Below are 19683 nucleotides of genomic sequence, written 5' to 3'. Positions count from 1 at the left end.
CACGACAACCTGATTGCTAGGTGGCCGCTTCGCGCAACTCCATCAAATTAATAATCGAAAGCGGCTGGTACTGGCAAGAAGAGCAACTCGCCAGCACGATTGCAGTCAGCCGAGAAACGCCTCGCGGGTTTAACCCTTAAAGTAGATAGTCTGCGTAAAATAAACCGGCGCATTTGAGCTATTAGTTTCAGCTGGCACAAAGTTTTGCTTTGACAACGCTTTAACCCCGGCATAATCCCACATGCCTTCGGGGGCAGATTCAATGATTTCCGGATTAAACGTATTACCATTTGAGTCAATTAAAAACCGCAATGTTACATGGCCATCTTCGTTTTTGCCTATGGCGCGTTGGATCGGTAATTTAAACCTGAATTTATTATTCGTTTGCACCCAATAATCACTGATGGTTTCGTTGGTGACTTCTACCGGCGTTTGGTTCAGGTACATATCTGATGTGGATGAACATCCTAACAAGACAAGAGAGAATAAAAGAAGTGAAAGTGTTTTCATAAATATCCTTATTAATTAAGCCATTTCTTGTGAAGCCATTCACTATTATAAAGATAACATTGCGTGGAAGTGTCTATCAAGATTGTTGAAAGGTAAAGTGACTCAACCACTAAATGAGCCTAAGCGCCTGCCATGCGGTAAAGAAAATAGCCGAACGCCTCAAATAACACGACGCCCACCAGCACCATGGCACTCAGCGTTTTGGACCGCAGCATTGACTCAATTAAAGCGAACTCAGTTTGCATTTTAACGAGTTCATGGAGGTCCTCGGATTGGGTGTTCATGGCTTTATGCTGCTTAGTCATATAACTTCTCCTGGTATTCGTACTGATTTCCTAACATCAGCTTAAGGCAACGACTAAGGACGCCCCACAAAAGCCCAGACCGGTAAATCTCAACGCAGTTTGAAATCTGCTACTAATGACTCTCTTTACGGCCTGGAGTGAGGTTAAGTTTGCTTTTGCCAGTACTCTCGCCACCATCACATCCACGGTGCTTAAACCAAACAACGTGAACCCAATGCCGCGCAGCAAATCGTTTTGCTGATAGCCCATAGAGTATTCTTTAAAAGCCATAACAGCGAAAAACAAAAAAACGAAACCGCTAAATCAATCAAAGTTGGCGTTATCCGCCTGGGCCTGGGTAAACAGGCCTGTGAACCGGGCCAGCAAAAAGAATACCCCAATACCTATCAGGAGCCACCCCATGCCCGTCGATTCGCGAGATGAGAGTTCCACACACCCCATGATAATGGGCACAATTACCAGTAAATATCGCATCATGCATAAATCCTTTAGTCAGTAGCACCGAAGTAACCACTATTTTCCAAGCCTCGTACTCCATAATAGAGCCGGTTAACGGTTTGTTCCAGTTAAGATAAGGATAGCTGCGTGGTTTTCGCGGATGCAAGCGCGGACCACTGGCAACCAAACAATAGAAAAACGACGGCTAAGAACTTCCCTTTCATTACGCTAGTTCACCTTAATAAAAACTTTACCATAACGGCGTACCCGATAACGGCAAAGTGGTTCTGCAGGTTGAAACCCTGAGGCCCAAACAGTTCAATGTTTGGCACATTAGCTTACGCCTACCTGAGTTTCTATATACACAGAATGTTCATCCAGCTCTCCTGTTGGACGCACTGTGACTGATTTTATCTGAACCAGAGCCTCAGGTTTAACGACATCATTTAACCAGAAATCTTCACGCAGTACGCTAAACTCGGGTTGGCCAACCGAATAAGCACCGTCGCCGTTAAAATCTTCGTCCAACGGTAAAATGGATACGATATCAACAACTTCACCATCTTCAATGAAATTACCGACATGGGTAATTTTGCCGTAAATAACATCCATTTGTAAGCTTCCTTAGCTCTTCACTTTTTGGCATTGGGCACCTGCAGGCAGGCTACAATGGCGAAGCCGCCTGCGTGTTTGTGCCCCTAGCGAGCACAGCGAGTGTTAATGCGTTTATTATACGCAATTTGCTACACCTGTAGCGCATTGCTACAATGTCATGACGAACCATTAGGAGACATATTATGGCAACCGCGAGCGTAAGACTAGACCAAGATCTAGTTGAGAAAGCTACAATTATGGGCAAAGCACTAAACCGAACTATGCCAAAACAGATTGAGCATTGGGCAAAGATAGGTGAAATGATGGAAGATAACCCTGATTTGCCTTACGAATTCGTCAAGCAGGCAATTATTTCCAAAGCTGAAAAAGAGGCTGGGAAATTGGAGCCTTACGATTTTGGCTAAAATTACCAGTGTTTTACAGACAGCTAATTTTAAGAGAGCAGTAAAGAAGTTACATCAGAATCAGAAAAAAGACTTGGACAAAGCCGTTAAGGAACTAATGGCCGATCCTCTTCTAGGTGTCCAGAAAAAAGGCGACCTAGCCTTTCTTCGCGTGTACAAATTCAAGATGGTCAAGCAGTTAACTTTACTTGGTTACAGCTACGAGGATGGCACTGTAATACTTGAATTGATAGCACTTGGCTCTCATGAAAACTTTTATCGCGATGTTAAAAATTTATTCTGACCAATTGCGTATCGCTTAGCTTTGGGGCACAAATACGTGGGCGATAATCGCGAGGCGCCGCTGCGTTACTGTCCCAGAGACCGAAGGGAACGTGTTAAGCGCCTTGTTATGCCATTTGACTAAGGCTGTAACAACCGCATTTTCCACGATTTCTCCTCCCACAAATATTGCTCTCTGGTATGCACACGGTTGGTTTTAAATTTAAGTACTTCTATTGCATGAGGCGCAACCGAATACCCGCCCCAATAGCTAGGGCGCGAAATGGATTCTTCTGTAGCAGTTAGCGCAGACGAGAAGTGATTTTCCATTGAGATTTCTGAATCCCAGATTTCGCTTTGTTTAAAACAAGTGGTTGCAACTTGCGCTTCTTTGGAGCGAGTAAGCCAAAAAATTGTCTGCTAGTTCGCTGGAGATACGAACGGCACTTCCAATAACACGAATCTGATAACCAATGTGATCCCACCCAGCGAGCAAGGAAATTTTTGGATTATTTGAGAGATGGTTTCCTTTTTCTGAGTTGTACGACGTGCAAAAAGTAAAACCAGACGGACCGATTTCCTTGAGGTCCACGAAGCGCGATTGAGGAAAGCCAGCAGAATCTATAGTTGAAACGCAGACCGCACTTTTTTGATTTAGGGGCGAATTGACTTTTGCCTCATCCCATATTTGATTGAGTTTACTTACTAGCTGTTCATCCCAGGGCAAGATCACGAACATTTATTGACCAACTGAGTTAACAAGAGATATTACAACTGGACGAAATTTAGTGACTGTGATCTTATACTCTCTTTTGCGGAGAGAGTCATGGGTACAGGTGCATTTGAACAGCTTTTTAGTGAGTTAGAAGATCCTCGTCAATCAGCTAAGGTGGCACATTTATTCACTGATATTTTATTCCTTGTCGTGTGTGCTTCCATCGCTGGTGCCAAAGGCTGGGAAGACATTGAAGATTTTGGTGATTTACACTTTGACTGGTTTCGCGAGAAAGGGCTTTTCAAAAATGGACTGCCCGTTCATGACACGATTGCTCGTGTGATATCAAGAGTCGATAGCGAACAATTCCAGCGTTGCTTTATCGGTTGGATGCAGTCAGTCGCCGAGTTATCCGACGGGCAGTTAATTGCGATTGATGGTAAGCGGCTTTGCGGTTCTTACAATCGTGAAGACAGGCAATCAGCCATCCATATGGTGAATGCGTTTGCAGCCGAAAATAATGTGGTATTGGGGCAAATTAAGACCCAGAGTAAGTCGAATGAAATCACAGCCATTCCAGCCTTACTGAACCTGCTGGATATCAAAGGTTGCTTGATATCAATAGATGCGATGGGCTGCCAAACTGCTATTGCGGAGAAGATTGTAGAGAGTGGTGGTGATTATCTTCTTGCTCTAAAAGGTAATCAAAAGGAACTTCATGATGCCGTGCGCAATGAGCTTGCGGGTGCTGTAAACCAAGAAGTCATTTGTCTGGAGAAACATCATGGACGAGGCGAAGCAAGAGCGTACCATGTTATGGATGCGGCATCGTTAGTGAATAGGTTTCCTGAATGGAAAGGGCTGAAAACGATAGGCGTTACGTTAAGCTATCGGCAGCCAAAAAAAGGTAAAGCATCTTTGGAATACCGGTACTACATCAGTTCAGCAGCTTTAACTAAAGCACGCTTTGCCAACGCAGTGCGTAGTCATTGGGCAGTAGAAAACAGTCTTCATTGGGTCCTTGATGTCTCAATGAAAGAAGATGAATGCCAGATATATCGTGGCAATGCCGCCGAAATACTGTCAGGAGCGAGGAAGCTTGCCTTGAACATGCTTCGTGCGGAGACAACCAGAAAAACGAGTGTGCCACGGAAACAGAAGCGTGCGCATGGCAGCACTGATTACTTGGAAAAGGTGTTAGCGGCGGGTTTGGTAGCGTTGAACGAAATTTGAGCACTCATGCTCTCGCCCTGCTGTTCATCCATTTGAATTTTCCGAAGGCATGACGCCCTAATTTGGCGGCACAAACGTGGGGCCATTATAGCGAAGCGGCCCCACGTTTTGTTCCAGTGCGCCTGCGGGCGACATAATTTTTTTTATACGCATAGTTTATGTGGCTGTAAAACAAAGTGAATAAACACTCCATTTTTGAAAAGTTGAGCTATGCAATAACCTTCCTTATTGAACCGGTGAACTTCAGGCGCTTCAAAATATACACCTTCAGCTAGTTTGAATTTGCATATCTTCGTATAACTCGATCGAGGTGATCCAGTTAATTTACATTCTTCTGGGTAAACCAACATAAAGTTAGTATGAATAATACTATCTTTTTGCTTAAAGCCGCTTGATGTCACTAAAGCCCATAACGCAAATGCCATGAAAGAAATAAATGTTGCGAAAAGAAAGAAAATTCTGATTTTTGTCTTATTTTTCAGTCTAATTCGATAATGTTGATTCATATTTGCGTATAACTGCGTATTAGGCATTTCCCGATCACTAATTCCGGCCTCTCGATCACCCCAATTCTGATACACCCGATCACTGGTATTATGGCTTGCCCGATCAGTAGTTGTGGCAGACCGCAGTCTGCCACAGGTATTTACCTCATGGTTTGTTGCTTTCTCATTGACTCCCCAGTGAGGGTTATCCGGTGAGCATTGTGGATGAGGCGATCTAGTAGCGCATCGGCAACCGTGCCGTTACTTATCATTGAATGCCATTGCTCTACAGGTAGCTGACTACAGATGATGGTGCTACTTACGCCGTGCCTGTCTTCTACCACCTCCAGTAAGTCTGTTGCCTGTTTGACGGTGAGTTTTTCCAGTCCCCAGTCATCCAGGATCAGTAGCTGTTGTTTCGCTATCGTTGCTAGCTGCTTGGTGTAACTGCCATCAGCGTGGCCGATGTGTAAGTGCTCGTTTAATCGTGGTAATCGCCAGTAACCAACACGTATTCCCTGGCGACACGCTTGTTCACCAAGCGCACAAGCTACATAGGTTTTACCGCCACCTGTGGCTCCGGTAACAATGATATTCTGATGATGACTAAGATATCCGCCATTTAATAAATCGGCCATTCTTGGCTTTTGTAATCCGCGGCCATTGTCGTATGACAGTTCTTCCGGTGTTGCATTTAACCTGAGTCGTGCCTGTTTACGAAGTCGGTTGATGCGGTTTGTCCGTCTTTGGTTCATTTCATGGTCAACCAGCAGGGACAACCGTTCCTCGAAGGCTAATTCACAGTAGGTGTTGGGTTGAGCGCGTTGCTGTTTTAACATATCCGCAATCCCTGTCATGCGCAGTTGCTGTAATTGTTGGATGAGTAGATCGTTCATTTGAGTTCCTTATTTGTAATATTTAGGGCCGCGGATGTTGTGATGAGTGAGATTGGGCGTTTCAACGTCATCCACTTTCGGGGCATTATCAAGGTGGGTGTGCAACAGCGATTTCACGCTGGCTCGACAGGGATTACCTATATCAATAGCCCGGCGACAGGCTTGTTCCAGGCGACTTTCGCCGTATTTCTTTGCAAGGTTAAGTAGCCCAAGGCAGGCCCGATAACCTTGCTCTGGATGTGGTTTGCTTTGCAGAATGGCGTCGGTGACTTCAAGTGTGGAAGGGCCGATCTGCTTTGCCCAGTTCTTGAGTCTTCCGGGTGACCATTTCTGATGCTGATGATTGGCAGGCATATGCTCATCAACACAGGTAAAGCCACCTTTTCGGTCACTACGCATGTGTTGTGCAATGCACTCGCGTTGGTAGTAAATCCGAATAAGCCGCTTAGAAGCCTGTATTTCAACTGACTTGCCGACAAAGAGGTGAGGAACTGAGTAGAAATGGTCTTTGTACAAGACATGGTAATCAATACCGACTCTGGCAATATGGATTTCAGTGTATTCCCATGGTGTTGTGGGTAACGGGGCCAGCTCTGGTTTATCCAGCGATTCAAACAAGGTTTGTCGGTTTCCCGGTAATCGCTGGAATGGTTTCTGATTCAGTTCATGCAGTAACGCCCGAATAGCAACATTAAGGCCTGATAAGGTATGGAAGACCTGATGCCGCAATTTTGCCATTATCCATCGTTCCACAATGAGTACGGCATTTTCTGCTTTCGCTTTATCTTTTGGCTTCAGAGGTCTTGCAGGCATCACGGCGCAGCCATAATGATTCGCTAATGACTGGTAAGCTGTATTCAACTGAGGTTCAAATCGACAGGCTCTGGTGACCGCTGACTTGAGATTGTCCGGTACCAGCAATTGCGGCACGCCGCCGAAGAAGGCAAACATAGCCACATGCGCCTCCAGCCAGCTTTCGAGCTTCTGGTTTTCTGTGGCAATCGCAAAGGTGTAGTTTGACGCGCCCAGTACCGCAACAAAGACCTGGGCATTACGCACTTCTCCGGTGCCGGGATTTACAATCGGTAATGTCGGCCCACAGAAGTCGATAAATAGCTTCTCGCCTGCTTTATGCGTAAATCGCATCGAGCGCTTTTGCTGGGATTTCCATTCACGATAATTGTCGCAAAACTGGCTGTAGCTATAGCAAGCATCAGGGTAATTAGCCTGATATTCCTCCCAGAGCAGCAGTTTAGTTACACCTTTACGCCGCAGTTCAATATCCATCAGGCCATAATCAGGTTTAATACGGCCCGCTTTCCTGTCAGGATAAAGTGACTGATGTAGCCATTGATCGGAGGCATGCTCAGGTAACGGCCAGCCACAATCCAGGGTTCTGAATTTACCGAGAATATCAGATATAGTGGCAGCCCCCACATTCAGTCTCCTGGCGATGTCCCGGTTACTGAGGTTTTCATCAAGCTTAAGATAGAGAACCGCTTTAACGCGTTCTATGTCAGTAGGTTTTGACATACTTGTTTCCTCTTTAAAATTAAAAGAAGTTAACAAGCATAAAAGACTGATCGGGTGGTGAAGAAAAAGTCTGTGATCGAATGACCGGAATAGAGTTGATCGGGCTAGCCAGAATCAGCGATCGAGAACATCAGAATACGCAATAACGCCCTAATTGGTGGCACAAACGCGTGGGCTATATTGCGAAGCAGAGCCTGCGTGTTTGTGGCCTCAACATTTGTTTGTTATGTGCGTTTGAAAACAACAGCACATTAATTACGCAGATACGTTACAAACTTTATTGTTTGCTTTACTGCATAGTAAATCATCAGACCAAGAGTAACTAAGGAGATAGTGAAAACAAACCACGTTGGAAAGTGGTTAAGAATTCTTGCCTTTCTGCCCACTAACTCGAAACCCGTTTCGTTTTGCCATGCATCGAAAATAGATTTTGATATCCAGCCAGTTGCAATAGTTACCAACCAATAAAAAAGAGCTGCCAAAAAAGCAATCTCAGTATCTCCGTTTTCCTTTTGCATGTTACTCCAAGCACATAACGCCCTAATTTGGCGGCACAAACTCGTGGGCTATACTGCGAAACAGAGCCCGCGTGTTTGTGTCCCCAACATTTGTTTGTTAGGCGGCATGCAGATCTATTGGCTGCACGTTATCCAAGTTAATGTTCTGCTTGGCCTGCCAAAGCTCGTAATTGTCTTGCATGCTAAGCCAGCTTTCAGGGCTTCGGCCTAATACTTTAGATAGCCTCAATGCCATTTCTGGCGTTACTGCACTTTTGCCCTTCACTACACGATTTAATGTTGAAGCGGCAACACAAAGATGGGTAGCAAGAGTCCTGCAACTTATGCCGTGTGGTTCCATGTAAATGGACTCAATAAATTCACCAGGATGTGGTGGGTTGTGCATATTCATTAGTGATAATCCTCATAATTTAAGATGTAAGCATTACCATCCGTAAACTCGAAAGTTACTCTCCAATTACCGTTGACTGATATCGACCAAATATTAGACCTCTCTCCTTTGAGTTGGTGAAGAGAGAAGCCAGGTAAATTAATGTCATCGATATCTTGTGCAGTGTGGATAGCAGCTAACTGCATGCGAAGTTTTTTCGCGTGCTTAGTCTGTATGCCTGAATTTTTCCCTGTTTCGAAAAACAGCTTCAGATCCTTATGTTTAAATGACTTAATCATGGAAAGAGTGTAGCGTATTGCGCAACGCGGTGCAACTTGACGCCTAGACACAATGACTCCCTGTGAAATGCTAGCCTCCGCATTTTCGTGGGTTAGCTGAAAGCCATTGCCATAATTAGTTTGTTCAATACTAAATCAATTTGGAGGCTAGCATGAACAAACATAGCATGATTTTTATCGGATTGGATACGCACAAAGAATTCCATGAAGTGGCGTATTGTGAAGAACAGCGTGGCGCTGTACCTGTTCATTATGGGCGTATCCCCTCTTCCAAAGTCAGCGTTAAAAAGCTGCTCCGCCAGTTTGAATCTAAATATCCTGGCGCGACACTTCACGTTGTTTATGAAGCGGGCCCGTGTGGCCACTGGATTTATCGACTGATAACAAGTTTGGGTCATTGCTGTTATGTGGTCGCCCCTTCTCTTATTCCTAAAAAGCCTGGGGAGCGAATTAAAACCGACCGCCGGGATGCGCTTAAATTGGTGAGGTCATTGAAGTCAGAAGACCTCACGCCCATTTATGTCCCTGAGCCGGAAGATGAAGCGGTTCGGGATTTATCCCGCGCTCGTGAAGCGGCCATGAAGGATTTAAAAGAAGCTAAGTACCAGCTTAAAGCTTTATTGCTACGCAACAACATTCGTTACGAAGGCACCGCCAACTGGTCTAAAAAACATCTGCGCTGGCTCACTGAACTGATATTACCTCATCCAGCCCAGCAAATTGTTTTGCAGGAACAATTGCAAACCATTGAGGAACGCATCCGGCGACTGGAGAGACTAGATAACGAATTAACTCATCATGTTCACCAATGGCGGTATTATCCCGTTATAAAAGCTGTTCAGGCCATGCGAGGTATCAGATTATTGGTAGCTGTGGGTGTTGTTGCAGAGTTAGGCGATTTACACCGTTTCGACCATCCCAGAAAACTCATGGCGTACCTGGGTTTAGTACCCAGCGAACATTCTACTGGTGGAAAACGTCATTTGGGGGCTATCACTAAGTGCGGAAACAGCCGGGCCAGGCGCTTACTCATTGAAGGGGCACATAGCTACCGCTATCCGGCAAAGGTCTCAACTGAACTGCAATTACGCCAGGAAGGTTTACCCAAAGACATCGTTGATATTGCCTGGAAAGCACAGCTTCGCCTGTGTAAACGCTACCAGCGGATGAGTAAGAAAGGGAAACACTACAATTTAATCATAACCGCGATTGCTCGAGAGATGGCAGCCTACATCTGGGCCATCGCAAAAGAAGTGGTACTTACGCCGGTGAATCCAAAACTGAGATTAAGCCGAGTACCCGCATGATAAACGAGTTTGAGCTAACGCATTCGGATCGGGCCGCGGAATGTGGCACAACCTACGAGGGCGTTATGATGGCAATCACTTAACCGTGATTGACCCACGAGCCTAGACTGATGAGAAGGTGGCACGGCGGATTGAGTAAGGTCAGCTCTGCTTATTCATTGAATAAGTAACCTACGAATACCAGCATAACAACCGACGACATTACTGCCTCATCCGGTGCGTTAGCTCATTTATTTGAGTGAAAAAACAACTAATTATGGGCTGAAAGAGTGTCAAGGAAGCGCTCGTTCAGGGTTGACAAAGGGAGTCATACCAACACCCCACTTAGGGGCAAAAATACGTAGGCTAGAATACCAATCGAAGCGCAGGGAGCCTACGTGTTTTTGTCCCTAGCGAGCGCAGCGAGTGTTAATGCGTTTGTTATGTACGTGCCGATTACAACCTAATATACCTTGGCACTTTATTTTTAAGCAGCCGAACGAACTCTGGCTGCATACGATCATAATTGTCTGGTATATCCAAGCAGGCTAATTTTTTACCGTGCAATAGTTCTTTGTATTTTTTCGATACTTTATTTTTGTGGGACTTTTCCATGACAAAAATAACATCAGACCACTCAATGAGATCGCCAGACAAAGGTGTTTCAGCATCCAAGTTGGTGCCGCAGCCGATAGCGTTAACACCGTCATATTCAGAGAATACTTCTTCGGCTGTAGGACTACGCAATCTATAGCAATCTATTTTCTGAACAAACGAATAAAAGGTTCATATTTCCTTAAGTACATAACCCACATAAGGGCAGTAACACGTGGACTAAAATCTGAGATAATTGGACTCCCCCAACTCATTGAGCTGGGTTAATATTTTAGTTCTCACACAAAAAATATTATGGAGTCCAACATGCACAATATAATCACAGGTGTTGATTTAGCGAAAGAAGAAATTCAGGTTTGCGTTTGCAAACGCAACAAGGTGCAGTCTAATCTGGCAATGACACCGACAGAATTTGGTTCTTGGCTAGCGTCGTCAAAACCAATGATAATTGTTTTTGAAGCATGTAGTACCTCAAACTATTGGAAGCAAAAAGCATTGGAATACGGGCATGATGCTCGATTAATTTCAGCAAAACTTGTTGCCAGTGTGAGACAAAACCAAAAAACAGATAAAAACGATGCTTTAGCGGTTGCGCAGGCCGCGCAACTCACAGATGTGTCGTTTATTAACGGTAAGTCAAAGGAACAGCAAGAGCTTCAAACCTTAGTTCGTCTGCGAGAGCTGGCCATCAAACATAAAGTCGCAATGCAACAACAAATAAAATCCTTATTGTTAGAGTTTAATATCCGTGTGTCATCCAGTCAGGGTGGGTTAAATGGTGTTGTTGAAAATGTTCTGGAAGATGCTGAAAACGGTTTTTCAATGATTTTTAGGCAAGCCCTGAATACAAGCTGGAAACAACTCCAACGGAGTATCGAATCAATAAAGCAGTACGATTTATATATAGAAAAAGCAGCAAGCGAACACGAAACATGTAAATCACTACAGGCCTTAGAGGGTGTTGGCCCGTTAAACGCTGTGAACCTTTACATGGCACTGGGTTGTGGAGAGATGGGGCAATTTAAAAAAGGTCGCGATGCATCTGCTTGTATTGGTTTAACACCCATTCAGCATTCATCAGGCGGTAAAGTGAAATTAGGCTCGGTGGGCAAGTACGTTAAAAACAATATGCTCCGAAGTTGTTTAGTTAGCGGTGCTGTCGATTGGCACCCTAATAGATCCACTCATTTGCGGCGTAATGGATCCACTTAAAACCGTCATTTTCGCCCTCAAACAAGGTGATTATTTCTCGCTTTTTCCTCCCCGTCCAGTCTGATCATTGTGCTCACGTAATTTGCGATAGCTTTCGCCCTCTAAAACCAGTCGATAAGCATTGTGTCTGAGTCGATCGAGCGTCGCAGCGCCAAGCAGTTTATTTGGGAAGGCCTGACCCCATTCGCTGAAGTCCAGGTTACTGGTGATGATCGTTGATTTTTGTTCATATCGTTCATCGATTAAGTCGTGTAAATCTTCATCCTGAGGGGATTTGAGAGGCTTTAAACCGAAGTCATCAATGATGAGTAGGTCTACTTTAGCTAACGTCTGGAAGCGTTTCTCATAGGTGTTCGTGGCTCTGGCTGCATGCAAGTTCGCCAGCAGTTTTGCCTGAGTAAAGAACAATACATCAATGCCTTGTTGCACAGCACAATGCCCGATGGCTTGTGCCAGATGACTTTTACCCGTGCCGCACGGCCCTGCGATCAGCACCGCCACATATTCATCAATAAATCGGCAATCGGCCAGTTCATTGATATAAGCGCGGTTCAGGTTGGGATTGGCGTTCAGATCGAAGCTTTCCAGTGTTTTATTACCTCTGAAGCCTGCACGACGCAGACGTGTGGCATACTTTTTCTGGTCGCGTCTGGCCACTTCATCCTGTACCAGTAAAGCCAGGAAGTCGGGATAACTCAGTTGATGTTCAATGGCCTCACGATTACGCATCGCTAATGAGTCCGTCATACCAGAGAGGCGTAGTTGTTTCAGTAACGGTGTGAGTTCGGGGATCGGGTTGATCATGTGTTTTTCCTTGTTTTAGTGAGGGAGAAGTTTGTTGGGATCTCGGTGGAAGCGACCACCGCCGGTGTAAACATCGCTTAACGTATCGAAGGTGCTCGATTCATCAGGGTGCTGGTCCAGTCCTTTTTCAAGGATCTGTTTGACGGCGCTGTAACGCACATTGTCGAAGGTCAGTGCGCGTAAGCAGGCGGCTTCAAGGCGCTTGTCACCGTAGCGTTAGGCAAGGCCCACAACGCCTTGTGCAGCACGCAGGTTATCCAGTACGCGGCTGGCAAACAGGCGCTTAATAAACACATGGCAGGACTCACCAATCCGCTGCGCCTGAGCCAGACAATACTGCGGATCCTGCATGTTGTAAGCTTGCGCGGCGGGCGGTTGATGTTCAGGCACCGTAGCGCGGCCACCCTGATGATGCATTCGGGCGTGCGTGGCTTTCAGCTCATGCTTTTGATAGATGCGCACCATGGTATCGCTGGCTTTCAGCCACAGTGTTTCTCGGATCAGAGTGTAAGGTACTGAGTAACGACAGTGTTCAAACTGTACGTGCCCATCACCGTGTACCTTTACTTTAGCCCAGACGGCTTGCTCTGGCGGCACTTCCGGCAACGGACTAAGCAATGCCTGCTCAATCTCAGTAAAACGCTCAAGTGGCTGACATTTTGTGGTACCGTGCTTCCGATTACCGGCGACGGACAGCAACCAACTTTTAAGCTGTGCATTGGCATCACTGAGACTGCGAAATTCTTTTAGCGGTACGAAGCTATTTTTGATGTACTTGACGTTAGATTCCACACGCCCTTTCTTCTGCGGGTCACGTACAGGGCATGGGGCAATCAAGAAACCATAGCCTTCGGCACATTCACCATAAGCGCGCTGCACCTCAGGATCGTGATAGCAGGCCCTGGTGATGGCACATTTAGGGTTGTCGATAACGACCCGTTTGGGCACACCGTTAAACCATTCAAACGCACGACGATGGCAGGCCAGCCAGGTAGCAGTACTTTGATCGCGAATGAATTCAGCGTAGATATGCCGGCTCCAGGCCAGTGTCATGACGAAGATCCAACTCTTACGCAACTCGCCGGTCCGGGTATCCACAATGAGTGGACCCGCCCCGAAGTCCACTTGTGCGGCATCGCCAGGCGCAAACTCAATAACAGTAGTGGGAACAGGTGTTTTCTCTGCCAGCGCTTTTAGATAGCGGATCACCGACCAGTAACTGCCAGTGAAACCATATTTATCCACCAACGCCTGATGGATGGTCGTGCCTTGCACGCCATCTTGATACCACTTATCGACTTTATCGGCGTAAGGTGCAACGGATGAAGTGGTTGTCGGGTTGGGTGGCTTTTCGCCGAAAATAGTGGCGAGTTGCGTGTCGTCAGGCAGATCTTTATCCAGCTCAAGCCAGCCACGTTCAAGAGCGATACGCTTAATCGCTTTCACTTTATTACGGCCAGCGACACCACTGTCTGCAATCGCACGATTGGATTCCCCCATTCGCATTCGAACGAGGATCTGTCGGTATTGGTACATTTCAAACCTCCGGTTTGCCATGCGTATTCTCCTGACTGAAAAACAGTCAACGATACGCGAGTTAAACAGAAGTTTGAGGGGAAAATCAGGCCAAAGTGGATCTATTACGCCGCAAATCAGGTGGATCGATTACGGTGCAAATGGGGTGGATCCAGCAGATGGTTGAACGTAGGGGTAAGCGCTGTACAGCGGTCGCATTGGCGAATAAAACAGTTAGAACGGTATTCGCGATGTTAGCGAATGGAACAGAGTACAAAGCAGAACTATTGGCCGCTTAATCGAGGTTGTTGCCAACAACACAAATGCTCAATAAAAGATGAAAATCAGCTTGTTTAGTCAGTGCTTCGCTCAGAGCTTCGAGCTCGCTATCGAGATTTGACAACAAGTCCGCGTAAATATCATAGAGCCTGGAGTAGCTTCCCAATTAGAGCTCGTACATAAGCACGCATTAATTCTTCAATTGACCGCTAATGTTGTTGACAAAGGGGGAGTCCACATAAGCGAAGCGACAGAGCCCACGTGTTACTGTCCCAGCTAAGCGACTTAATGTGATTGTTAGTTGCCGTATATTCAAATTTCGTGCTAACATTTGTGCGCACACACAGCCGGAGTTGAAAATGGACACCCGCATACAATTCAGAGTAGACGAAGAAACGAAACGCCTTGCTCAATTAATGGCTGAAAGCCAAGGGCGTACTTTAAGTGATGCCTGTAGAGAGCTTACTGAAGAACTAGCTGAGCAGCAACGCAAAGTTATGACACATGACCAATGGCTTACCGAACAGGTTAACGCCGCATTTAGCAAATTGGATAGCGGGAAAAGTGAGTTTGTTACTCATGAAGAAGCTTCCTTGGACATGGAAGCGAGAAAGGTGAAAATTAGGAATAGAGCCAAAAAATGATCGTTTGGGAAAAAGCTTCATTGGACGATCGAGAAGTGATTTTCGAATTTTTATACGAATTTAACCCGCTTGCTGCGGAAAAAACTGACACCATTATTGAGACTAAAGTTGAAAACTTGATACAGCAACCGTTGATGGGCGTTGAAGTTGAAAGAGAAGGAATACCTGGACGGCTTTTGATTATTCCAGAGGTGTCAATGATTGTTTCGTATTTCGTTAGAGAAGACGTAATCCAAATTCTCAGGGTTTTACACCAGAAGCAAAAATTTCCTGTAGGCAACTAACTTTTAAATAAGGGGCGCAGGCATGTGGGGCATAATGGCGAAGCCGCCCCGCATGTATGCGTCCCAGCGAACGTAGTGAGTGACTTAATTTTTTTGTTATATGCTTTTTGAGCAGCCATTTACAACCAATAATTGATTAAAGTATCTCACTAGTTGCCAGTGTTTTTTTGGGGCACTGTCTAAATGCCCCATACTTGAAATACTAACGTTATTAACTTCGACCGATAGTTTAAATACTACGCCGTCCATTTTACCTTCCGACAAATACGTTGGCTCCCAGCTAATGATACCTGCCTCTTTGAAAAACTCTAATGAGTGAGCAAGCGTATCTTCTGAAATTACACTAGAACAAAGAACTGATTCACTTCCACCTTTGATAGCGATAAGTTTTAGCGAGCTTTCAGAATAAGTAAGTAGCGATTTATCCCGATAAGAACCAAGCTCATAGGTAACTTGATCTGCTCGTGTAAGGTACGACAAGCAAGCCAAGATAAAAAGAAGAAGCAATCTTTGCATAGGCATATAACGCCCTAATTTGGCGGCACAAACGCGTGGGCTATACTGCGAAGCAGAGCCTGCGTGTTTGTGTCCCCAACATTTGATTGTTATACGCGCCTTTATACCGCAGCCAGATTATAAGGTGAAACATGTAAAGAACTTTGATGTTGCCGCGTTTGCCATAAATCAAAAGCATTCTGCAAACGTAGCCAATGAGCAGCTGAAGGCTTACCAAATGCCAGCTCTAGACGAAGTGCCATCTCTGGCGTGATGGCTCCTTTACCATTTAGAACTTTTGACAATGTTTTTCGACTAACGTCTAAATGCTGAGCTACATCAGTGATAGTGAGTTCTAGAGCATCAATAACAAGATCTTTGAGTATCTCACCAGGATGTGCTGGGTTATGCATATTCATTAGTGATAATCCTCGTAGTTAACGATTTCAACATCTCGTCCAACAAAGCGGTATGTAACTCTCCAGTTACCACTTACTCGGACAGACCAAATATCATTTCTGTTACCTTTGAGTTTATGCATATAAAGGCCGGGTAAATCCATGTCATCAGGCGTTTCTGCTTGATCGAGATTAGACAGAATCAGACGAAGTTTATTTTCATGCTTCTTCTGAATTCCTGATGTGGTTCCTTTAGCGTAAAACTTCTGAAGGCCTTTATGTATAAAACTCTTAATCATTCAGCCATTGTAACCTCATGGGTTACGAGTTGCTAGTGGAATTTTCAGCGCGTATAACGCCCTAATTTGGTGGCACAAACGCGTGGGCTATACTGCGAAGCAGAGCCAGCGTGTTTGTGTCCCCAACATTTGATTGTTATCTTTTGCTGCGATTGCCGATAAGTAGACCAGCTACACTTAAATCTTCATCCAGTTGCGGCCAATGAATACCTTCACCATCCCCTAACAGTTCCCAATCCTGTAATTGAGATGTGCTTGCTTGAGAAAGACTAGGAAACCAGGATAAGGGAACAGAAATAGTTCTGCCGTCGATTAATTCGACAATTAAAGAACTTTCATCGAAAGACACCGACAGAGCTTGTGGGTGATGTTCAACTGCTAAAGTAGCCATTCCAAGCCTCCAAAAAAGCATCTCTATTTTCGACAACAAGCTTTTCCAAAGTTCTGAGTTCTTTGGGAGTAAAGCGAGTTGAACTTGCTAACGCGACAGGACGAAGCCAGAACTTAGCTAGAGGTTGTTGATCTTTGTATGAAAAGCAGCCGGCATAGCAACGAGGTATAATTGTTTCGCCAAAAATAATTAACCGTAATGTTGCTATGCCAAGAACGATGTTAACAGATGATGCGTGGGAAATCCTAAAAGTACTGCTAAAGGAGAGTGGCAGAGTCTATAACAAATATGAGCACCGAAATACCCTGGAGGGCATACTTTACCGAATGCGTACCGGCATTCAGTGGCGGGATTTGCCATCTGAATTTGGTCTCTGGAATACGGTCTACCGACGATTTAATTTATGGTCGAAGAAAGGCATATTGCAAAAGTTATTTGAAAGCTTAGCCTCCGAGGGTGACCCAGAATGGTTGTTTCTTGATGGTAGTATAGTTAAAGCGCATCAGGATAGTAGCGGTGCAGCGGGTAAACAAGATGAGGCCATCGGAAAAAGTCGAGGTGGTATCTCAACGAAAATTCACCTTGCGGTAGATAGCGGTGGCCTGCCCGTTTATTTTGAACTATCCGGTGGTCAAGTGAACGACATCGTACATGCACAAAGTCTGATAATAAACTCCCCACAAGCCGATATTGTTTGTGCTGATAAAGGCTATGACAGTGAAGCTTTTAGAGCTTACGTAGAAGAAAGTGGAGCAGATGCCAATATTCCACGCAAACGAAATAACAAATTAGGTAATGACGATATGGACTGGTGCCTGTATCGATATAGGCATCTTGTTGAAAACGCGTTTTTGAGGATAAAAAGGTACCGGGCAATATCAACAAGATACGACAAGCTAGCTCGAAACTATAGCAGTACAGTCGCATTGGCATTCATGATGATGTGGCTACCAATGTACTGCTGAACAAATAATGTTCAAAGATCAACAGCCTCTAGCATTCTTTCGCGTTGAATATGAATGTGGGCAGGTTCACCATTTTCGTTACTATAGAAGAAAAAGCGATATGGCCCAATTTTTAATACTGTTGGCATGATAAAAGGTTATATGAAAAGTGCGGGAATGCCAACGAGAAGATAACATTAAGCTAAGGGGCGCTAGCGTGTGGGCTATAATCCGAACGAAGTGAGTCAGCCCACATGTTAGCGTCCCAGCGACCGGAGGGAGTGGCTTGAGCGTTTTGTGTACGCCCAGCATGGGCATGAACTAATGAGGTGAAAGTCCTCTGTAGGAAGGTCACCATCCTTAGCGATTTATATTGCTATTAGATGATAACTACTAGCGAATGGCAAGGGCAAATCCGCTAGGATTTGTCTGGAGGAAGCCGCTAGCAAATCTGCGAGCTGATGAACAAGAATATCATATGAGGCGTAGGCTGAAGGTGAGTCGGCACAAGACGACGAAACCATGTGATCTAACGGCCACCGTAAATGATGCAGCAGTGCAGAGACAGTTCATGTCCTTATCTGGGGAGATCTGCTTAACAAGCGGTAGGTAACTAACCAGTCAGGCTCTGGTATACAAGTGCCTTGGCTTTTCAGCTCCATCAACTGGAAAGAGCGAATACGATGAAAACCGACAGCGTCAATAGAGGAAACTTTGTTGATGATTAAGCAGAAGTCAGCAGACGGCATAGTAGCCAAACACCCATCGTAATGGATGGGACACGGTGAAGGCCTGAACCTAAAGGTCAGTGAGGAGCCTGTGCAGCTCAACGTCTTCATGCCCGACCGGGCTTAGGAGCGTTGGCGCAAAAGCAGAAACCAGCATTGGGATAAGTTGGAGCTAATCGGCCAGCCTATTTTGAAAACTTTTGGGAAACGCCCTGTGCGGAGCCGCATGCAGGGTGTTGTGGGGGCTGGAGGCTAGATACCTCCGGCTACCCGATTAGCCGCGTTCGTGCCAATACCCTGGTTTTCGGTGGTTGTGCATAATAGCTACCACACTAATTTCCCTGTTTTCGATAATTTTATAAATAATAGAGTATGGGAACCTGCTTAAGACAAAGCGTCGATGAGTTTGCCCCATTTTTGTCCATGCCGATGGCAAAGAGCTAACTGAATCGATGGCTTCCTTGAGTTCTTGGGTAAATTCGTGACCCAACCCCAGTGACTGTTCTTGATACCAATCAAACGACTCTTTTATTTCCCTTTTAACCTCTGGGTGAAAGGAAACAGGCAGCATCTTTTAATTAAGATCCTTTTCTATCTCTTCCCAACTAATGCTTTTTACCGCACCAGACTCTAGCTCTGCGCTGCGAGCTTCTGCAAGTTTTACCCACTCAGATTCCACATCGCTATCAATCTTAGTATCCATAGCCGTTAAAAGACAGTGGGCAGCAAGGGCTTTCTCTTTAGTACTGAGTTGCTCGATATTTTCAAGCATCACTTTTAATGCATCAGACATAAAATAACTCCCATTGAGTATAATTTGATATTACCACTAAAAGAGAGAAGTGAAAGGCTGGATTTACAAGTAGCGGCTAACGCCTCATTAAGAGGCTAAAAATAGTTGGTTAAAATAAGCGACGAAGGAGCAAAAACCAACTGTTTTTTGTCCTTTTGAATGACTTGTTATACGCTGAATGCACCTATCTAAAAGATTTAACTGCTTCGTTAAGCTGCACATCTATTCCGCTTTCAATATTGTTCACATTAAGAAATACAAATTCATGATCTACAGGCAATCCAATGTTTTCATAATTTTTCCCTTGAGAATTGAGATACCTTTCATTTGATAATGTGATCCCCCAACCATTAGGGAAGATGCGAATAAGTCCCCGATGTGAGATCATAGCTGCATAGTAAATCACAAACATTA

At 45.1% G+C, this 19683-nt stretch carries 31 protein-coding genes and 2 pseudogenes; 9 read left to right on the top strand and 24 right to left on the bottom strand.

Translation table 11 applies throughout. From position 1 onward, the window contains the following. Positions 1-129 precede the first annotated feature (129 nt). From AC566Q_RS10385 to AC566Q_RS10365, 5 genes are all read right to left on the bottom strand, one after another. Complete coding sequence (locus AC566Q_RS10385; protein WP_499616425.1) at positions 130-510, bottom strand: energy transducer TonB; 381 nt, start codon at positions 508-510, stop codon at positions 130-132. Positions 511-629: 119 nt separating this feature from the next. Then, entirely contained in the window at positions 630-815 is a 186-nt protein-coding gene (locus AC566Q_RS10380; protein ID WP_105935913.1) for a hypothetical protein, read from the bottom strand. A gap of 36 nt (positions 816-851) precedes the next feature. Next, positions 852-1064, bottom strand: a complete 213-nt coding sequence (locus tag AC566Q_RS10375) for a hypothetical protein (RefSeq protein ID WP_499616422.1) — start codon at positions 1062-1064, stop codon at positions 852-854. 54 nt (positions 1065-1118) lie between these two features. Next, entirely contained in the window at positions 1119-1292 is a 174-nt protein-coding gene (locus tag AC566Q_RS10370; protein ID WP_499616419.1) for a hypothetical protein, read from the bottom strand. A 294-nt stretch (positions 1293-1586) separates the two neighbouring features. Continuing rightward, a complete protein-coding gene (locus tag AC566Q_RS10365) occupies positions 1587-1865 on the bottom strand; it encodes a hypothetical protein (RefSeq protein ID WP_105935915.1) in 279 nt (92 codons plus the stop codon). 185 nt (positions 1866-2050) lie between these two features. Here AC566Q_RS10365 and AC566Q_RS10360 point away from each other — a divergent pair, with 185 nt between their 5' ends. Together AC566Q_RS10360 and AC566Q_RS10355 are read left to right on the top strand one after the other, a co-directional pair. Continuing rightward, positions 2051-2272: a TA system antitoxin ParD family protein gene (locus AC566Q_RS10360; protein WP_012518669.1), complete on the top strand. Its 222-nt coding sequence runs from the start codon at positions 2051-2053 to the stop codon at positions 2270-2272. Then, entirely contained in the window at positions 2265-2555 is a 291-nt protein-coding gene (locus AC566Q_RS10355; RefSeq protein WP_105935916.1) for a type II toxin-antitoxin system RelE/ParE family toxin, read from the top strand. The genes AC566Q_RS10360 and AC566Q_RS10355 overlap by 8 nt, the downstream gene beginning before the upstream one ends. 119 nt (positions 2556-2674) lie before the next feature. Here AC566Q_RS10355 and AC566Q_RS10350 read toward each other — a convergent pair whose 3' ends face one another. Further along, a complete protein-coding gene (locus AC566Q_RS10350) occupies positions 2675-2863 on the bottom strand; it encodes a pyridoxine 5'-phosphate oxidase C-terminal domain-containing protein (RefSeq protein ID WP_105935917.1) in 189 nt (62 codons plus the stop codon). Positions 2864-2894: 31 nt separating this feature from the next. Further along, positions 2895-3272 (bottom strand): pyridoxamine 5'-phosphate oxidase family protein, encoded by a 378-nt coding sequence (locus AC566Q_RS10345; protein WP_499616415.1) that lies wholly within the window; start codon positions 3270-3272, stop codon positions 2895-2897. Between the two features lie 87 nt (positions 3273-3359). On the opposite strand from AC566Q_RS10345, the gene AC566Q_RS10340 reads away from it, so the two are divergent. Then, entirely contained in the window at positions 3360-4481 is a 1122-nt protein-coding gene (locus AC566Q_RS10340; protein WP_499610468.1) for an ISAs1 family transposase, read from the top strand. A 646-nt stretch (positions 4482-5127) separates the two neighbouring features. Here AC566Q_RS10340 and istB (AC566Q_RS10335) read toward each other — a convergent pair. The 5 genes from istB (AC566Q_RS10335) to AC566Q_RS10315 all read right to left on the bottom strand — a co-directional run bounded on the left by istB (AC566Q_RS10335) (position 5128) and on the right by AC566Q_RS10315 (position 8582). Further along, on the bottom strand, positions 5128-5862 hold the full coding sequence (istB, locus tag AC566Q_RS10335; protein WP_071979584.1) for an IS21-like element helper ATPase IstB: 735 nt from the start codon (positions 5860-5862) through the stop codon (positions 5128-5130). 9 nt (positions 5863-5871) lie between these two features. Beyond that, the gene (istA, locus tag AC566Q_RS10330) at positions 5872-7395 is read right to left on the bottom strand and encodes an IS21 family transposase (RefSeq protein ID WP_071979583.1); all 1524 of its coding nucleotides are present in this window, start codon (positions 7393-7395) and stop codon (positions 5872-5874) included. Positions 7396-7646: 251 nt separating this feature from the next. Continuing rightward, positions 7647-7913 carry a hypothetical protein gene (locus AC566Q_RS10325; protein WP_499616412.1) on the bottom strand — a complete coding sequence of 89 codons (267 nt, stop codon included), beginning with the start codon at positions 7911-7913 and terminating at the stop codon, positions 7647-7649. 97 nt (positions 7914-8010) lie between these two features. After that, positions 8011-8304, bottom strand: coding sequence for a HigA family addiction module antitoxin (locus AC566Q_RS10320; RefSeq protein WP_499616410.1), 294 nt, complete (start codon positions 8302-8304; stop codon positions 8011-8013). Continuing rightward, the gene (locus AC566Q_RS10315) at positions 8304-8582 is read right to left on the bottom strand and encodes a type II toxin-antitoxin system RelE/ParE family toxin (RefSeq protein ID WP_499617452.1); all 279 of its coding nucleotides are present in this window, start codon (positions 8580-8582) and stop codon (positions 8304-8306) included. The genes AC566Q_RS10320 and AC566Q_RS10315 overlap by 1 nt, the downstream gene beginning before the upstream one ends. Before the next feature lie 152 nt (positions 8583-8734). On the opposite strand from AC566Q_RS10315, the gene AC566Q_RS10310 reads away from it, so the two are divergent. Further along, the gene (locus tag AC566Q_RS10310; RefSeq protein ID WP_499616407.1) at positions 8735-9889 is read left to right on the top strand and encodes an IS110 family RNA-guided transposase; all 1155 of its coding nucleotides are present in this window, start codon (positions 8735-8737) and stop codon (positions 9887-9889) included. A gap of 435 nt (positions 9890-10324) precedes the next feature. Here AC566Q_RS10310 and AC566Q_RS10305 read toward each other — a convergent pair whose 3' ends face one another. After that, positions 10325-10615, bottom strand: a complete 291-nt coding sequence (locus tag AC566Q_RS10305) for a low molecular weight protein tyrosine phosphatase family protein (RefSeq protein ID WP_499616404.1) — start codon at positions 10613-10615, stop codon at positions 10325-10327. A gap of 162 nt (positions 10616-10777) precedes the next feature. On the opposite strand from AC566Q_RS10305, the gene AC566Q_RS10300 reads away from it, so the two are divergent. After that, positions 10778-11695, top strand: a complete 918-nt coding sequence (locus AC566Q_RS10300) for an IS110 family RNA-guided transposase (protein ID WP_499616401.1) — start codon at positions 10778-10780, stop codon at positions 11693-11695. Between the two features lie 30 nt (positions 11696-11725). On the opposite strand, the gene istB (AC566Q_RS10295) is transcribed toward AC566Q_RS10300, so the two are convergent. Together istB (AC566Q_RS10295) and istA (AC566Q_RS10290) are read right to left on the bottom strand one after the other, a co-directional pair. Next, the gene (istB, locus tag AC566Q_RS10295) at positions 11726-12499 is read right to left on the bottom strand and encodes an IS21-like element helper ATPase IstB (RefSeq protein WP_276309522.1); all 774 of its coding nucleotides are present in this window, start codon (positions 12497-12499) and stop codon (positions 11726-11728) included. Positions 12500-12514: 15 nt separating this feature from the next. After that, positions 12515-14035: pseudogene (istA, locus tag AC566Q_RS10290) on the bottom strand (IS21 family transposase). A gap of 152 nt (positions 14036-14187) precedes the next feature. On the opposite strand from istA (AC566Q_RS10290), the pseudogene AC566Q_RS10285 reads away from it, so the two are divergent. The 3 genes and pseudogenes from AC566Q_RS10285 to AC566Q_RS10275 all read left to right on the top strand — a co-directional run. After that, positions 14188-14313 (top strand): annotated as a pseudogene (locus tag AC566Q_RS10285) (IS110 family transposase); the annotation flags it as partial. 339 nt (positions 14314-14652) lie between these two features. Next, the gene (locus AC566Q_RS10280; protein WP_499616398.1) at positions 14653-14937 is read left to right on the top strand and encodes a type II toxin-antitoxin system TacA family antitoxin; all 285 of its coding nucleotides are present in this window, start codon (positions 14653-14655) and stop codon (positions 14935-14937) included. Beyond that, positions 14934-15221, top strand: a complete 288-nt coding sequence (locus AC566Q_RS10275) for a type II toxin-antitoxin system RelE/ParE family toxin (RefSeq protein WP_499616395.1) — start codon at positions 14934-14936, stop codon at positions 15219-15221. The genes AC566Q_RS10280 and AC566Q_RS10275 overlap by 4 nt, the downstream gene beginning before the upstream one ends. A 96-nt stretch (positions 15222-15317) precedes the next feature. On the opposite strand, the gene AC566Q_RS10270 is transcribed toward AC566Q_RS10275, so the two are convergent. The 5 genes from AC566Q_RS10270 to AC566Q_RS10250 form a co-directional block, all read right to left on the bottom strand. Next, positions 15318-15743 carry a hypothetical protein gene (locus AC566Q_RS10270; RefSeq protein ID WP_499616392.1) on the bottom strand — a complete coding sequence of 142 codons (426 nt, stop codon included), beginning with the start codon at positions 15741-15743 and terminating at the stop codon, positions 15318-15320. 95 nt (positions 15744-15838) lie between these two features. Then, positions 15839-16135, bottom strand: coding sequence for a HigA family addiction module antitoxin (locus tag AC566Q_RS10265; RefSeq protein WP_020745300.1), 297 nt, complete (start codon positions 16133-16135; stop codon positions 15839-15841). After that, the gene (locus AC566Q_RS10260; RefSeq protein ID WP_020745301.1) at positions 16135-16413 is read right to left on the bottom strand and encodes a type II toxin-antitoxin system RelE/ParE family toxin; all 279 of its coding nucleotides are present in this window, start codon (positions 16411-16413) and stop codon (positions 16135-16137) included. Before AC566Q_RS10260 ends, AC566Q_RS10265 begins: the two co-directional genes overlap by 1 nt. 136 nt (positions 16414-16549) lie before the next feature. Next, positions 16550-16804 (bottom strand): DUF2442 domain-containing protein, encoded by a 255-nt coding sequence (locus tag AC566Q_RS10255; RefSeq protein WP_499616388.1) that lies wholly within the window; start codon positions 16802-16804, stop codon positions 16550-16552. Further along, positions 16785-16973 (bottom strand): DUF4160 domain-containing protein, encoded by a 189-nt coding sequence (locus AC566Q_RS10250; protein ID WP_499617450.1) that lies wholly within the window; start codon positions 16971-16973, stop codon positions 16785-16787. The genes AC566Q_RS10255 and AC566Q_RS10250 overlap by 20 nt, the downstream gene beginning before the upstream one ends. A 37-nt stretch (positions 16974-17010) precedes the next feature. Here AC566Q_RS10250 and AC566Q_RS10245 point away from each other — a divergent pair, with 37 nt between their 5' ends. Beyond that, a complete protein-coding gene (locus AC566Q_RS10245; protein ID WP_499616285.1) occupies positions 17011-17769 on the top strand; it encodes an IS5 family transposase in 759 nt (252 codons plus the stop codon). 11 nt (positions 17770-17780) lie between these two features. Here AC566Q_RS10245 and AC566Q_RS10240 read toward each other — a convergent pair whose 3' ends face one another. The 4 genes from AC566Q_RS10240 to AC566Q_RS10225 form a co-directional block, all read right to left on the bottom strand. Further along, positions 17781-17897, bottom strand: a complete 117-nt coding sequence (locus tag AC566Q_RS10240) for a DUF4160 domain-containing protein (protein ID WP_499616385.1) — start codon at positions 17895-17897, stop codon at positions 17781-17783. A gap of 853 nt (positions 17898-18750) precedes the next feature. Beyond that, entirely contained in the window at positions 18751-19047 is a 297-nt protein-coding gene (locus AC566Q_RS10235) for a type II toxin-antitoxin system RelE/ParE family toxin (protein ID WP_105933275.1), read from the bottom strand. Positions 19048-19050: 3 nt separating this feature from the next. Then, positions 19051-19269 carry an addiction module protein gene (locus AC566Q_RS10230; RefSeq protein ID WP_013783722.1) on the bottom strand — a complete coding sequence of 73 codons (219 nt, stop codon included), beginning with the start codon at positions 19267-19269 and terminating at the stop codon, positions 19051-19053. Positions 19270-19453: 184 nt separating this feature from the next. Beyond that, on the bottom strand, positions 19454-19681 hold the full coding sequence (locus AC566Q_RS10225; protein ID WP_499616382.1) for a hypothetical protein: 228 nt from the start codon (positions 19679-19681) through the stop codon (positions 19454-19456). Positions 19682-19683 lie beyond the last annotated feature (2 nt).

Source organism: Alteromonas sp. H02 (assembly GCF_059682525.1).
Note: the sequence above shows the minus strand (reverse complement) of the source record. Positions and strands in the feature narration are given on the sequence as shown.